The 12,682-nt window shown below is 73.4% G+C and carries 12 protein-coding genes; 11 read left to right on the top strand and 1 reads right to left on the bottom strand.

Features of this window, described 5'->3' with window-relative positions; translation table 11 throughout:
* Window positions 1-55 precede the first annotated feature (55 nt).
* A complete protein-coding gene (locus ACZ597_RS29635) occupies window positions 56-637 on the top strand; it encodes a hypothetical protein (RefSeq protein ID WP_471336404.1) in 582 nt (193 codons plus the stop codon).
* A gap of 6 nt (window positions 638-643) precedes the next feature.
* Here the strand turns inward: ACZ597_RS29635 and ACZ597_RS29630 are convergent, their stop codons facing one another.
* Window positions 644-1,654 (bottom strand): LuxR C-terminal-related transcriptional regulator, encoded by a 1,011-nt coding sequence (locus ACZ597_RS29630; protein WP_471336401.1) that lies wholly within the window; start codon window positions 1,652-1,654, stop codon window positions 644-646.
* A gap of 235 nt (window positions 1,655-1,889) precedes the next feature.
* Between ACZ597_RS29630 and ACZ597_RS29625 the strand changes: the two genes are divergently transcribed.
* The 10 genes from ACZ597_RS29625 to lanKC all read left to right on the top strand — a co-directional run bounded on the left by ACZ597_RS29625 (window position 1,890) and on the right by lanKC (window position 12,677).
* Window positions 1,890-2,087, top strand: a complete 198-nt coding sequence (locus ACZ597_RS29625; RefSeq protein WP_471336398.1) for a hypothetical protein — start codon at window positions 1,890-1,892, stop codon at window positions 2,085-2,087.
* Window positions 2,088-2,168: 81 nt separating this feature from the next.
* Window positions 2,169-3,128 carry an LLM class flavin-dependent oxidoreductase gene (locus tag ACZ597_RS29620; protein ID WP_471336395.1) on the top strand — a complete coding sequence of 320 codons (960 nt, stop codon included), beginning with the start codon at window positions 2,169-2,171 and terminating at the stop codon, window positions 3,126-3,128.
* A gap of 179 nt (window positions 3,129-3,307) precedes the next feature.
* On the top strand, window positions 3,308-4,342 hold the full coding sequence (gene mpaB, locus ACZ597_RS29615; RefSeq protein WP_471336392.1) for a daptide biosynthesis RiPP recognition protein: 1,035 nt from the start codon (window positions 3,308-3,310) through the stop codon (window positions 4,340-4,342).
* 5 nt (window positions 4,343-4,347) lie between these two features.
* Complete coding sequence (gene mpaM, locus ACZ597_RS29610) at window positions 4,348-5,241, top strand: daptide-type RiPP biosynthesis methyltransferase (protein ID WP_471336389.1); 894 nt, start codon at window positions 4,348-4,350, stop codon at window positions 5,239-5,241.
* Window positions 5,238-6,539, top strand: coding sequence for a daptide-type RiPP biosynthesis aminotransferase (gene mpaD, locus ACZ597_RS29605; protein WP_471336386.1), 1,302 nt, complete (start codon window positions 5,238-5,240; stop codon window positions 6,537-6,539). Before mpaM ends, mpaD begins: the two co-directional genes overlap by 4 nt.
* Before the next feature lie 169 nt (window positions 6,540-6,708).
* Complete coding sequence (locus ACZ597_RS29600; RefSeq protein ID WP_471336383.1) at window positions 6,709-6,903, top strand: hypothetical protein; 195 nt, start codon at window positions 6,709-6,711, stop codon at window positions 6,901-6,903.
* Window positions 6,900-7,652, top strand: coding sequence for an ABC transporter ATP-binding protein (locus ACZ597_RS29595; protein WP_471336380.1), 753 nt, complete (start codon window positions 6,900-6,902; stop codon window positions 7,650-7,652). The genes ACZ597_RS29600 and ACZ597_RS29595 overlap by 4 nt, the downstream gene beginning before the upstream one ends.
* On the top strand, window positions 7,645-8,394 hold the full coding sequence (locus tag ACZ597_RS29590; protein ID WP_471336377.1) for an ABC transporter permease: 750 nt from the start codon (window positions 7,645-7,647) through the stop codon (window positions 8,392-8,394). Before ACZ597_RS29595 ends, ACZ597_RS29590 begins: the two co-directional genes overlap by 8 nt.
* 7 nt (window positions 8,395-8,401) lie before the next feature.
* On the top strand, window positions 8,402-10,084 hold the full coding sequence (mpaP, locus tag ACZ597_RS29585) for a daptide biosynthesis intramembrane metalloprotease (RefSeq protein WP_471336374.1): 1,683 nt from the start codon (window positions 8,402-8,404) through the stop codon (window positions 10,082-10,084).
* 58 nt (window positions 10,085-10,142) lie between these two features.
* Window positions 10,143-12,677, top strand: a complete 2,535-nt coding sequence (gene lanKC, locus ACZ597_RS29580; protein ID WP_471336371.1) for a class III lanthionine synthetase LanKC — start codon at window positions 10,143-10,145, stop codon at window positions 12,675-12,677.
* The last annotated feature ends 5 nt before the right edge of the window (window positions 12,678-12,682 follow it).

Genomic DNA, 12,682 nt, shown 5'->3' with positions numbered 1-12,682 from the left:
ATACCATCAGGGGTATGCCGCAGGGGCGGCGGGGGTTCTGTGAGGTGGTTGCTCCATGACGTACTGGGTCGGGCGCGCTTCGAGACTGGGGCACCGCCACTACGGGAGCGTGGTCGAAGGGGTGGCCGCCGCCGTCGTGATCGTCGCGCTCCTCGTCACCTCCGGGACGCCGGCCGGCATGGCCGCCTCGCTGATCGGACAGTTCCTGATGTTCGTCCCGACCGTCATGCAGATCCGGCACCGGTGGGGGCCGCCCTGTGCGGAGTGCGTGCGGGTGATGCCGCTCAACCCGGCGGAGTCGGCCCGGGAACCCGGTGGGACGCGCCGGGCGCTGCGGGCGTTCCACGCATGGACCGAGACGCGCCCGAGGTTCTTCCTGGGCGCCGCCGTGTCCCTCGCGCTGCTGGTCCTGGGCGCCGGTCCCGTCTACGCCGTGCTCGGGATGGACGGCGCCGCGGAGCGGGCCAACGTCTTCCTCGGCCTCGGGCTCGCCTTCACCGCGACCGTGAACCGGCTGACGCGGACGCACAACCGCCTGCGTCCGTGGTGCCCGTACTGCGACGGCGGAGACGAGGACGGCGACGAGGAGCCGGCCGGGGACCCCGCCGGCGGACGGGACCGGCCCGCGCCGGTATAGGTGTGTTCAGATCCAGCCGTGGTCGCGGGCCAGCAGGGCCGCCTGGAAGCGGTTCGTCGCCCCCAGGCGCTGCATCAGGTCCGCCACGTACTTGCGGTACGTGCGGACCGAGACGCCGACCTCGCGGGCCCCGGTCTCGTCCTTCTCCGCCTGGTACATGGTGGCCAGCACCTTGCGCTCGATCTCGCTCAGCCCGCCCTCCGGGCCCTGCCGGGCCGTGACCGCCTCCGCCAGCGGCACCGAGTCCGACCACATCCGCTCGAACAGCGACACCAGGTTCGCCACCAGCCCGGTCTCGCGGATCACCAGCGCCCCCAGGCGGGGGTTCTGCGGGTCGATCGGGGTCAGTGCCGCCGCCCGGTCGAACACCAGCATCCGCTCCAGCGGCTTGTCCGAGATCCGGATGTCCGCCCCCATCACGGAGATCTCCTGGAGGTAGGCCAGCGTCGGGGCGTCCTCCACCGCCGCCGGGCGCATGATCGTGCGCATCTTGATGCCCCGCCGCAGGATCCGGGCGTCCAGCGGCCGGGACGCCTCGATGCTGGCCGGGCTCAGCGCTCCGTGCGGCTGCGTGGTCAGCCCCTCCTCCCGGGTGAAGAAGGTCAGTTCGTCGATCACCGCCCTGACGTTGGGCGTCCCCTCCACCCGCTCGATGGCCGGCCGCTCCGACGCCCCGCGCGCGGCCGGGCGTACCGCGTCCCGCTCCGCCAGAAGCGATTCCACCACCCGCTGCTCCGCCGCCACCCGCCGCAGCTCCTCCCGGAGTTCCCGGAGCCGCAGGTCGATCAGCCGCTGCACGGCGATCGCGGGCGGGGCTGGCCGGATACTGCCGTTGTCGGCCAGGGAGGTCAGCTCCATCGACTCCAGCCGCACGAGCCACTCCTCCACCTCGGGCACCGGCACCCCGAGGTGTTCGGCCAGCACGGGGGGAGTGCCCTCCGTGAGGCGGAGCAGGCATCTGTACAGGTCTTCGTCCTCGGCTGACATCCCCAGGTGGATGAGGCTTCCGGCTCGCATGCTTCCCCCTTGTGATGGTGCCCCGTGTAGTCAGCACGGTGGGCTGATCATACGAACGCGGGCACCGAGTGGCCATCGGTAACGGAAGCGCTCCCACCGGCCTTGGTTCCCTCATCGGTGCAACTTGTTGCACCGAGAGACGCAGGAAGCTGCGTCCAAAAACGCTCGAAGACCAGTCCAGCGAACGGCAGTCTTCTCCATGTCGGAACAACGGCGGTCCAAACAGGGGGAAACGATGAAGAAGAACCAGCTCGGCGGGCGCACCCGAATCGCTTCGGTCATCGCGGGATTCGCGATCGCAGCCGGACTCACCTTCTCCGGATCTTTCATTCACCAGTCGGCCCAGGACCAGCTCACCGCGTCCGGCCGGGCGGCCGAAAAGGCCCCCGCGGAGCACGGCGCCGACCGGCGTGAAACGTTCGACTGGATTTAACCCATAGCCGCACGCCCGGACGCCCGGACGGTCACACGGCCGCGGACCGGAGAACGAGGAAGGAAGAAGGGGAGCCGCACCATGACCGCCTACTCGGTACTCATACCGTTCCTGCCGACCAGGCCGGAACAGATCCTCCCCTACGCCGGCCTCGTCCACTGGACCCACGCCCGGCGGCTCTGGCAGGGACAGTCCCTGATGGTCGAGCCCCACCACGGGTTCGTCCACGCCGCGGGGGCCGGCTTCCGGGTCCCGACCGGGCTGGGCGTGACGCTGATGCCGCTGCGCCACCCCTACGAGGCCGCCCTCCAGGCCCGCTCGCTGGCCCTGGCCACCGGGCAGCCGGTGACCGCCGGCTTCGGGCCCGGGGCGCCCTCCCTCCAGCAGGCCCTGCGCGGGGCCCCGTACCGCAGTCCACTGACCGCGGCCCGCGAGTACCTGACGGCCGTGCGCGGCCTGCTGGCCGGCGAGCACGTACGGATGGCGGGCGATTACGTCACCTGCGACGCGCAGCTCGCGCCGTTCCCCTCCGCCCCGGTGGAGATCGGGCTCGGTGTGCTGCGGCCCGCCATGGCCCGGCTCGCCGGTGAGGTCGCCGACGTGGCGATCACCTGGCTGACCCCGGCCGCCTACCTGCGGGACACCGTCCTGCCGGCGCTTCGCGAAGGCGCGGCGAGGGCCGGCCGGCCGGTGCCCAGGCTGACGGCGATGGTGCCGCTGGCGCTCGCCGGGAAGGACCGCACGGCCGCCGAGATCGCGCTGGCCGGCAACGCCGCGCACCTGGGCCTCCCGCACTACGTCGACATGCTGCGCAAGTCGGGGATCGGCATCACCGGGACGGACCGGGAGCTGGACGCGCGGGCCCTCGTCGAAGGGCGCGGATTCCTCAGCGGCGACATCGCGGAACTCGTCGCACAGCTGAAGGAGTACGAGGAGACGGGCGTCGACGAAGTCGTCCTGAACGTCACCGGTGTGGCCAATTGCCGCGGCCCGCAGGCGGCCTCCGAAGAACTCAGGACGATTCTCTCCGCCCTGGCCTGATTCCGGAATGCTCGGGTCCGGCGCCGGGGCGGCCGGGCCCCGGTCCGGCACGCCCCGAGCCGGCCCCGGCCGGAGCGGTACGACGCGTCCGATACACCACCGCGTCCGCCGCGTCCACCGAGTCCACCGAATCGCTTCGAATCGCTTCGTATTGCTTCGCATTCCTTGAAGGGGGAGCCATGGCGAGAATCAAACGGCATCTGATGCTCTGGGGTACCGGAAATCCGGGGGCGGAGCTTTTCGCGGCGGGCTCCGAGACGGGCTCCGCGACGGTCGTCCTGGAGAATCCGAACCACCTTTCCACGCTGCTCGGCACCGACCTCGTCGGCCCGAACTCCGTGGTGTTCGCCCCCGGCCACACCCCGGACGCGGGAATTCCGGACGGTCCCGTCGTCGCCGGCTACGAGGGTTCGCTGAGCGAGCCCGGCCTGGAATGCTCCCTCGGCACGGACTTCTACCTCCAGATCCAGAACTACGGCGTCAGCGCCTACATGTCCGTGGTCGGCCCGACGCTGATCCGCGTCGCCGACGACATGGACTTCGACGCCTACCTCGCCGACGCCGACCGGGCCCGGCAGACGGGCACCTTCCCCGACTTCCTCACCAACCCCGTCATCCAGCTCGCCGACCTGCCCGCCCTCGGCGCCGGCCCGGCCGGCGACGGCCCCCGCTGCCGCCTGTACGCGGACCAGGACGGCGTGCTGTCCACCGCTCCGGGCGGCGCCCGGCTCGGCGTCCTCGGCGAGGTCAGCCTGGAGGAGCTCGACACCCGCTGGATCCTCGACGCCGACGCCGTGGCCGACGACGGACCGGTCGCGGACCGCCCCTGGCTGGGGCGCTACCTCGCCGCGGTCAGCGCCGTGCGCGGCCTGCGGGCCCGCGGGCTGGCCGACGTACGGGTCTCCGGTTTCGGCGGGCGGCTGAGCGCAGCCGCGGCCTCGGTCCCGGCCGACGACGCCGCGGACGACGAGGACGAGCTGCTGCCGCTGCTGCTGTGGTCGGGTGACGAGGCCTTCGTCCACGACACGGCCAGCGGGCGCGTCTTCGGCCTCGATCCGGTCGCCGCCGGCCTCGCCGAGGTGCTGCTGGTCACCGGTTCGCTGGAGGAGGGCGCCTGCTACGCCGACCGGGCGGGCCTGGAGCGGGTCGCCGCCTACTTCGAGGACGCGGGCGTCACCCTGCGGGCCGACGGACTCGTGGCGGCGGGGTACTGATCGCCATGACGACGACGATGACGACGACGATGACGACGACGGCCGCCGATCCGATGTCCGAAGCGGGCCACCGCGTCCCCACCCCCGCCGACGTCCCCGGCCGCGCCGGCGAACTCCTCGCCTCCCTCGGCGAGCGGGCCGTGCTGTGCGACCTGTACGACGCGGTCGGCGCCTCCGTCTACCACGACCTCGCCGGCACGGGTACCCACGAGGTGCGCGAGCTGCTCGCCCTGGTCCGCCGCATCCCCGGCGACGTGCTCGACCTGGCGGCCGGCTCCGGACGCCTCACGCTCCCCCTGCTGGCGCTGGGCCGCAAGGTCACAGCCCTCGAACTCTCGCCGTACATGCTGGAGTTGCTCGACGAGCGGCTCGCCTTCGCCCCGGCCGTACTGCGCGAGCGCTGCCTGCCCGTACGGGCCGACATGAGCGACTTCGACCTCGGCCGCCGCTTCGGCGCGATCGTGCTGGGCACCACGACGATCTCCCTGCTGGACGCCGCAGGACGCGTCGGCCTCTACCGGGCCGTCCGCGAACACCTGGAGCCCGGCGGCCGGTTCCTGCTCTCGACGGTCGACATGGCCGCCACCGGTGAGGGCCCCGCCGAGGTGGACATGGAGATCACGACCGACAGCGGCCGGGCGTACCGCCTCTTCGAACACTGGACGCCGGACTCCGGCAGCCGCACCGTCACCCTCTTCCCCGCCGGCCTCGGCGACGGAGGCGACGGAGGCGACGGAGGCCCCGTGCAGGTGTGCACCACCACCATCGGCGTCCTGCCCGCCGAACTCCTGGAGGCCGAACTGGCCGCCGCCGGGTTCTCCGTCCTGTCCCGGCACCCGCTGCCCGCCGTCGGCGAGCGGCACCACGACGTACTGCTCGAAACGGAGGTGACCCAGTGAACGACACCACGACACCCCCCGCCCACCACCCGCTGTGGCCGTCCCTGACCGCACCGCAGGACCAGGGCCGCGACGACACCTGCGCGGTCTCCGCCTACGGCGTATGGGTCCGCTTCGCCGACGGCCGCGAACTCCTCGACGGCTCCAGCGGCCTGTGGAACACCAACATCGGCTACGGCAACGAGAAGATCGCCCGCGCCGCCGCCGACGCCCTGCGCAGGGCCTCGTACCTCTCCGTCTTCCGCTACGAGAACTCCTACGCGCGGCGGGCCGCCGAGGCCCTCGTCGAAGCGGCCGGCCCCGAACACTACGGCCGGGTGCTGTTCTCCACCTCCGGCGGCGCCGCCAACGACCTCGTCATGAAGGTCGCCCGGCACTACCACGCGCTGCGCGACGAGCCGCGCCGCAAGGTCGTCGTCGGCCTGCGCGGCGGCTACCACGGCCTCACCTTCGGCAGCTTCGCCCTCACCGGCGACGACCTCGGCCAGCAGCTCTACGGCGTCGACCAGCGGTACGTCCGCCACGTCGCCCCCAACGACCTCGCCGAGCTGAACGCGCTCATGGCCCGCCAGGGCACCCAGATCGCCGCCGTCGTCGTCGAGCCGGTCCTCGGCAGCGGCGCCATACCCCTCACCGAGGAGTACCTCGCCGAACTGCTCCGGCTGCGCCGCGAGCACGGCTTCCTGCTGGTCGCCGACGAGGTCGCCACCGGCTTCGGCCGCACCGGCAGCCTCTTCGCCTCACAGCAGTGGGCCGAACAGCCCGACCTGCTGGTCTCCTCCAAGGGACTCACCAACGGCACCAGCGCCGCCGCCGTCGTCATCGCCTCCCAGGAGGTGGCGCAGGCCTTCACCGACGCCGGAGCCATGCTCACCCACGGCGAGACCCAGGCCGGCACCCCCGTCACCTGCGCCACCATCACCGCCACCCTCGACGAGATGCGCCGCCTCGACGCGGTCGCCCTCGGCCGGCGGCTGTCGGAGCGCCTCGACACCGAAATCGCCGCGCTCATCGCCACCCACCCCCGGGTGGCGGGCACCACCGGCCTCGGCTGCTTCCGCTCCCTCCGGCTGTGCGACCTGGACGGCACCCCCTTCCCGCAGGACCAGGTGCACGCCCTCGTCCAGGCCATCCGGGACGCCGGCGCCATCGTCCACCCCGGGGTGAACGGGATCCAGCTCATCCCCGCCCTCACCTACACCGACGCCGAGCTCACCGAACTCTTCGTCTGCATCACCGCCGGACTGGACCTCCACCTCGCGGGGATCGCCGCCCCGGCCGCGGAGGCCTGGGCGTGAGCGCCGGCTGGCACGCCCCGGCACAGCAGGCCACGCTCGCCACCTGACCGGACCGGACTCCCGGACCACCAGGGCGGCTTGGCCCCGTGGCGGTGGCGAAGGCCACCGCCACGGCCTCCGCACCGGATCACGCACCACACGCACAGAGCAGAAGGAAGAGGGAGCCGGCATGCCGAAGGAGAACCCCCGCAAGGGGACGAACGGACAGCTGGGGACGACCGCCGCGCTGCTCGCGCTGGCACTGGCCGTCGCCAACGCGCAGCTGACCGGAGCCGCGCTCGTCGCCGCCATGACGGTCATCGGCCTCGGTCTCGTCGCCTGCGCCGCCAAGGTCGGCGCCAACGTCGCCGCGGACAAGCGATGAGCGCCGCCGGCGTCGTCCGCGCCTCGGGCCTCACCAAGGAGTTCGGCCCCTTCACAGCCGTCGAGGACGTGACCTTCGAGGTCCGCCCCGGCCGGGTGACCGGACTGCTCGGCCGCAACGGCGCCGGCAAGTCCACCTCCCTGCGCATGCTCCTCGGCCTGGTCCGCCCCACCTCCGGCACCGCCACCGTCTTCGGCCACCCCTACACCGAACTCCCGCACGCCGCCCGCCGCGTCGGCGTCTGCATGGACGGCATCGGCCCCACCCCCGGCGCCTCCGGCCGCCGCGACCTGCGGATCTGGGCCCGCACCCTCGGCGTCTCCAACGCCCGCGTCGACGACGTCCTCGACCGCGTCGGCCTCACCGACGGCGCCGACCGCGCCGCCAAGGGCTACTCCACCGGCATGAAGCAGCGCCTGGCCCTCGCCACCGCCCTGCTCGCCGACCCCGAACTCCTCGTCCTGGACGAGCCCGCCAACGGCCTCGACCCGGACGGCATCCGCTGGCTGCGCGACACCCTGCGCGCCCTGGCCGCCGAAGGCCGCACCGTCCTGGTCTCCAGCCACCTCCTCGCCGAGGTCGAGCAGACCGTCGACGACGTCGTCGTCATCCAGCGCACCCTGCGCTTCGCCGGCTCCCTCGCCGAGCTCACCTCCGACGGCGCCCAGCGCCTCGAAGACCGCTTCTTCTCGCTGGTGGACGGGGACGCGGGGACCGCCGCGCGCACCGAAAGGCTGACCCATGCGTAACGTCCTCGCCGGCGAGTGGATGAAGGCCTGGACCGGCCGCACCTGGCTGATCCTCGCCACCGCAGGGATCTTCATGTCCCTCCTCACCTGCTTCGGGTACGCCTCCACGGGCGACGAGGCCATCGCCCTCGGCAAGTCCACCGCCGCCGCCGTCACCGACGACATGGCCCAGGCCTGGATGATGACCTTCCTGATGTCCGCGGTGTTCGGCGGCATCCTCGTCACCCGCGAGTACACCTCGGGTGCCATCGCCCGCTCGGTCCTGCTCAGCGGCGGCCGGCTGCGGCTGCTGTCCGCCAAGGCCCTCGTCGCCGCCGCCGCCGGACTCGCCAACGGCGTCCTCGCCGCCGCCCTCGCCGTGCTGTGCGCGTTCACCCTCCCCGGCCGCTTCGGCTACGACGGCGACTGGACCGGCCACACCACCCGGATCGTCCTCGGCGTCATCACCGTCAACGTGATCGCCGCCCCCTGGGGCGCGCTCCTCGGCTGGATCGTCCGCAACCAGCTCGCCACCGTCGTCACCGTCATCGGGCTCACCCTCCTCGTCGAGCCGGGCCTCCAGGAGATCGTCCCGGAGGCCGCCGCCTACCTGCCGACCATCGCGATGAGCTCCGTCTACCTCGACGGCAAGCCCGAACTGCTCTCCGTACCGCTCGCGCTCCTGGTCCTCGCCGGCTGGCTCGCCGCCGCCGGGACCGCCGCCCGCCGACTGCTGCTCTCCCGCGACGTCATCCAAGGCTGATCCAGACATGTCCACCAAGACGCTCATCCGGAAGGCCGCCCCCGGGCCGGCCGCCACCGCCGCGGACGGCTGGGACCCCGCGCTCCTGGAACGCCCCCGCATCGCCGCGAACGTGGAGATCCACGAGCCCGTCGAGAGCGGCGCCCCCCGGGTCCTCCAGCGCGGCGACCACCAGCACTTCCGCCTCCAGCCCGACATGGCGCGCCTGGTCCGGGCCATGGACGGCTCCCTCGACCACACCGGCCTCGCCGAGGTCCTCGGCCCGCCGTGGACCGCGCAGCACGTCGGCACCGCCGTGCACAAGCTCGCCGACACCAAGGTCCTCGACGACGGCAGGCCCGCCGAACGCCGAAGCACCTGGTTCCGCTTCGTCCCGCCGATGACCCTCCAGTTCACGGTGCTGCACCCCGAGCGGCTCCTCGCCCGACTCGCCCCGGTGATCCGCCTCCTCGCCGGGCGCACCTCGGCCGCCGTCGCCGCCCTGTTCGCCCTCGGCGGGGTCCTCGCCCTCGCGCTGCTCGCCCCCGAGGTCGACGCCGCGCTCGGCCGGCCGCTCCCGTTCCACGCCTACTTCGGCGTGATGGCCGGCGTCCTCGCCACCACCGCCGTCCACGAGGTCGGCCACGGCGCGGTCCTCACGTACTACGGCGGCCGGCCCAGCCGGATGGGCTTCATGCTCTTCTACATGTCGCCCGCGTTCTTCTGCGACGTCTCCGACGGCTGGCGGCTCGCCCGCAAGGAGCAGCGCGTCCGGGTCGCCCTCGCCGGCATCGCCACGCAGACCGTGATCGCCGGGACGGCCGCCCTGAGCGCCCTGTTCCTCGGCCCCTCGGACCTCCGCGACGCCGTCCTCGTCTTCGCCGTCGCCACCTACTTCAGCGGCGTCGTCAACCTGCTGCCCTTCGTGAAGCTGGACGGCTACATCGCCCTGATGAGCCACCTCGACGTCCCGCACCTACGCGACCGGGCCATGACCGACGCCCGCCGCTTCCTCGCCGGGATCCTCTTCGGCGGCCGCGACCAGGCACGCGAACTGGCCGGCCGGCGCTGGGCGGTGGCCTTCGGACTGGCCTGCACGGCCTTCCCCCTCTACGTCATCGCCGGCGCCCTGACCCTGTGGTCCGACCTGCTCCAGCGGCTCGGCGCCGTCGGCACCGGCACCGTCCTGACGGCCGTCTGCTACCTCGCCCACCGCCTCGTCCTCGGCTTCACCCGCCTCACCGCCGAGGGCCGCACCGCCGGCGCCCCGCTGTGGCGGGTCATCGCCGCGGCCGTGCTCCTCACCGGGGCCGCGGGGGCCGCGCTGGTCCTCGTCAAGGCGCCGCACACCGTCGCCGCCGGATACGTCGCCCACGACGGCGGCCGCGTCGAACTGGTCCTGCCGGACACCGCCGACCTGTCCGCCGTCCGCCCGGGCTCCGAGGTCCGCCTCTACCGCGCCGGCCTGACGACCCGCGAGCAGACCGGCACCGCGAGCGTCGCCGCGCTCACCCGCACCGAGGGCACCGCGCCCATGTCGGCCTTCTTCCCCGTGGCCGCCACCCCGGTCCGCATGCCCGTCATCAGCCTCCCCCTGACCGTCGGACAGGCCCCCGCCGACCGCGTCGGAGCGGCGCAGGTCGACCTCGGCGAACTCCCGCTGGGCGAGTGGCTGTACGTGAAGTACGTCGCCCCGCTCTGGCGCCGGTAGCGCCCTCCCGACCGCCCCGCCCGCCCCCCTGCCCCTGCTGTCAAGAACGGAGTGCACCATGGACCTTCGCTACATGAACTACTGCCAGCCCGGCAATCCGTTCTACGACGTACCGGCCACCGCCGAAGCCGACGCCGGCGTCTTCCCGGCGGCGACCGGCCCCCTCCCCGAGGGCTGGACGCGCAACGACAACACGCACTGGGTGCTGATGACCCCGCCCGGCACCGTGCTCCCCGGCCAGGGCTGGAAGATCCACGTGTCGGCCACCCTGGAGAACGCCGACCGGGTCCTCGGCCTCGTCCGGGACTTCTGCGTCGCCGAGCGGGTCACCTTCAAGTTCATCCGCAGCGCCGGCATCCTCAAGACGCGCAACAGCAAGTACGGCGACCGCGGCAGCAGCGGCAAGTTCCTCACCGTCTACCCCGGCGGCGAGGCCCAGCTGGAGCGGATCCTGCGCGGCCTCGGAGACCTCCTCGACGGGGAGGCAGGGCCCACCATCCTCAGCGACCTGCGCTGGCGCTCCGGCCCGCTGTACGTGCGCTACGGCGGCTTCGTCTCCCGGCTCGGCCGCTCCGAGACCGGCGAGCTCGTGCACTGCATCGAGGACCCCGAAGGCCGCCTGGTGCCCGACGTCCGCGGCCCGTCCTTCCGGCCGCCGTCCTGGGTGGAGCTGCCCGCCTTCCTCGGCGAGGCCCTCGCCGCCCGCAACGCGGCCACCCTCCAGGACTTTCCGTTCCGCGCCACCAAGGCCCTGCACTTCTCCAACGGCGGCGGCGTCTACCAGGCCACCGACACGCGCGACGGCGGCACCGTACTGCTGAAGGAAGCCCGCCCGCTGGCCGGCCTCGACGAGGAGGGCGCCGACGCGGTGGCCCGCCTCCAGCGCGAGCACTGGGCGCTCGACGAGCTCGCCGGACTCGACTGCATCCCCCCGGTCGTCGACTACCGCAAGGGCAACGAGCACTGGTTCCTCGCCCGCGAGTACGTCGACGGCAAGCCCCTCGCCCGCGAGCTCCTCAGCCGCAACCCCCTCGTCTGCGACGACCGCACCGAGGGCGCGTACGCCGCCTACGCCGACTGGGCGCTGAAGATCGTCGACCAGGTCGAGCGGGGCGTCGCGGCCATGCACGCCAAGGGCGTCGTCTTCGGCGACCTGCACCCCAACAACATCCTGGTCCGGCCCGACGACACGATCTCCTTCATCGACCTGGAGACCGCCACCCCCGCCGAGGACGAGTCCGCGCAGGCCATCGGCGCCCCCGGCTTCCGCGCCCCCGCCGGCTACCGGGGCACCGCCGTCGACCGGTACGCCCTCGGCTGCATCCGGATCGGCGTCTTCCTGCCGCTGACGGTCATGGCCACCTGGTCCCGCGCCAAGGTGGACCAGCTGATCGGCCTGGTCACCGAGCACTTCCCGGTCCCCGACGGGTTCGCCGGCCAGGTCCTGGCCGACCTCGGCCCCGACCCGCACCCCGGGCAGCTCCCCGACCCCGTCCCCGGGCCCCTGTGGACCGCGCCCACCGCCGGCAGCTGGCCCGCGCTGCGGACCACCCTCGCCGAGGACCTGCTGGCCAGCGCCACCCCGCGGCGCGAGGACCGGCTCTTCCCCGGCGACGTCGAGCAGTTCACGGTGCCGGGCGGCGGAGCCTCCTTCGCCCACGGCGCGGCCGGCGTGCTGTGGACCCTCGCCGAGCTGGGGCACACCCCCGCCGACGAGCACGTGTCCTGGCTGACGGACGCCACCGCCCGCGCCGCGGACATGGGCCCCGGCTTCTACGACGGGCTCAGCGGCGTCGCCTACGCCCTGGACCGGCTCGGCCGGCCCGACGAAGCGGCCGCCGTCCTGGACCGGGTCGTGCAGGCCCCGCTGGACGACCTCGACCACAGCCTCTTCGGAGGACTCGCCGGCATCGGCTTGACCCACCTGCACTTCGGCGAGACCGACGAGGCCGCCCGGATCGCCGCCCTCATCGCCGACCAGGCCCCGGGCAGGGTCGTCGGCCGCCCCCGGCCCGGGCTGCTGCGCGGCGCGTCCGGCGGTGCGCTGCTCATGCTCCGGCTGCACGGAGCCACCGGCGAGCCCAAATACCTCCACGTGGCGGGCGAGCTGCTGCGCCACGACCTCGCGGAGGCGGGCTGGTCCGGGGACGGCGGCCCGGCCGGCTCCGAGGACGCCGCCTGGAAGGTGCCGTTCCTGGCCTTCGGCGGGGCGGGCCTGGCCATGGTGCTGCACGAGGCGGCGCGCCTGCTGCCGGACCCGGAGCTCACCCTGGCCCGGGACGCTCTGCGCGAGCAGGCCGGCCCGTCCTTCATGCTCAACGCCGGGCTCTTCCACGGCCGGGCCGGCGCCCTGCTCGCCCTGCGCCACCTGCACGACGGCTCCGCCGCCACCGACCGGGCCGTTTCGCGCCACCTCGACGCCCTCGGCTGGCACGCGGTGCGCTGCGACGGCCACCTGGCCTTCTACGGCGACCACACCCTGCGCCTGTCCGCCGACCTGGCCACGGGATCGGCCGGTGTCCTCCTCGCGGTCGAGGCGGCGCTGGGCGATGCTGGCCCCGGTCTGCCGTTCCTCGCGCCGGGCCCCCGATGACCTTC

It is taken from the genome of Streptomyces sp. NPDC040718, assembly GCF_055593565.1.
This window is presented reverse-complemented; position numbering and strand designations above follow the sequence as displayed.

Coding starts and splice junctions, on each gene's coding strand:
- ACZ597_RS29635 (WP_471336404.1), top strand. CDS start 56: ATGACGTACTGGGTCGGGCGCGCTTCGAGACTGGGGCACCGCCACTAC.
- ACZ597_RS29630 (WP_471336401.1), bottom strand. CDS start 1,654: ATGCGAGCCGGAAGCCTCATCCACCTGGGGATGTCAGCCGAGGACGAA.
- ACZ597_RS29625 (WP_471336398.1), top strand. CDS start 1,890: ATGAAGAAGAACCAGCTCGGCGGGCGCACCCGAATCGCTTCGGTCATC.
- ACZ597_RS29620 (WP_471336395.1), top strand. CDS start 2,169: ATGACCGCCTACTCGGTACTCATACCGTTCCTGCCGACCAGGCCGGAA.
- mpaB (WP_471336392.1), top strand. CDS start 3,308: ATGGCGAGAATCAAACGGCATCTGATGCTCTGGGGTACCGGAAATCCG.
- mpaM (WP_471336389.1), top strand. CDS start 4,348: ATGACGACGACGATGACGACGACGATGACGACGACGGCCGCCGATCCG.
- ACZ597_RS29600 (WP_471336383.1), top strand. CDS start 6,709: ATGCCGAAGGAGAACCCCCGCAAGGGGACGAACGGACAGCTGGGGACG.
- ACZ597_RS29595 (WP_471336380.1), top strand. CDS start 6,900: ATGAGCGCCGCCGGCGTCGTCCGCGCCTCGGGCCTCACCAAGGAGTTC.
- ACZ597_RS29590 (WP_471336377.1), top strand. CDS start 7,645: ATGCGTAACGTCCTCGCCGGCGAGTGGATGAAGGCCTGGACCGGCCGC.
- mpaP (WP_471336374.1), top strand. CDS start 8,402: ATGTCCACCAAGACGCTCATCCGGAAGGCCGCCCCCGGGCCGGCCGCC.
- lanKC (WP_471336371.1), top strand. CDS start 10,143: ATGGACCTTCGCTACATGAACTACTGCCAGCCCGGCAATCCGTTCTAC.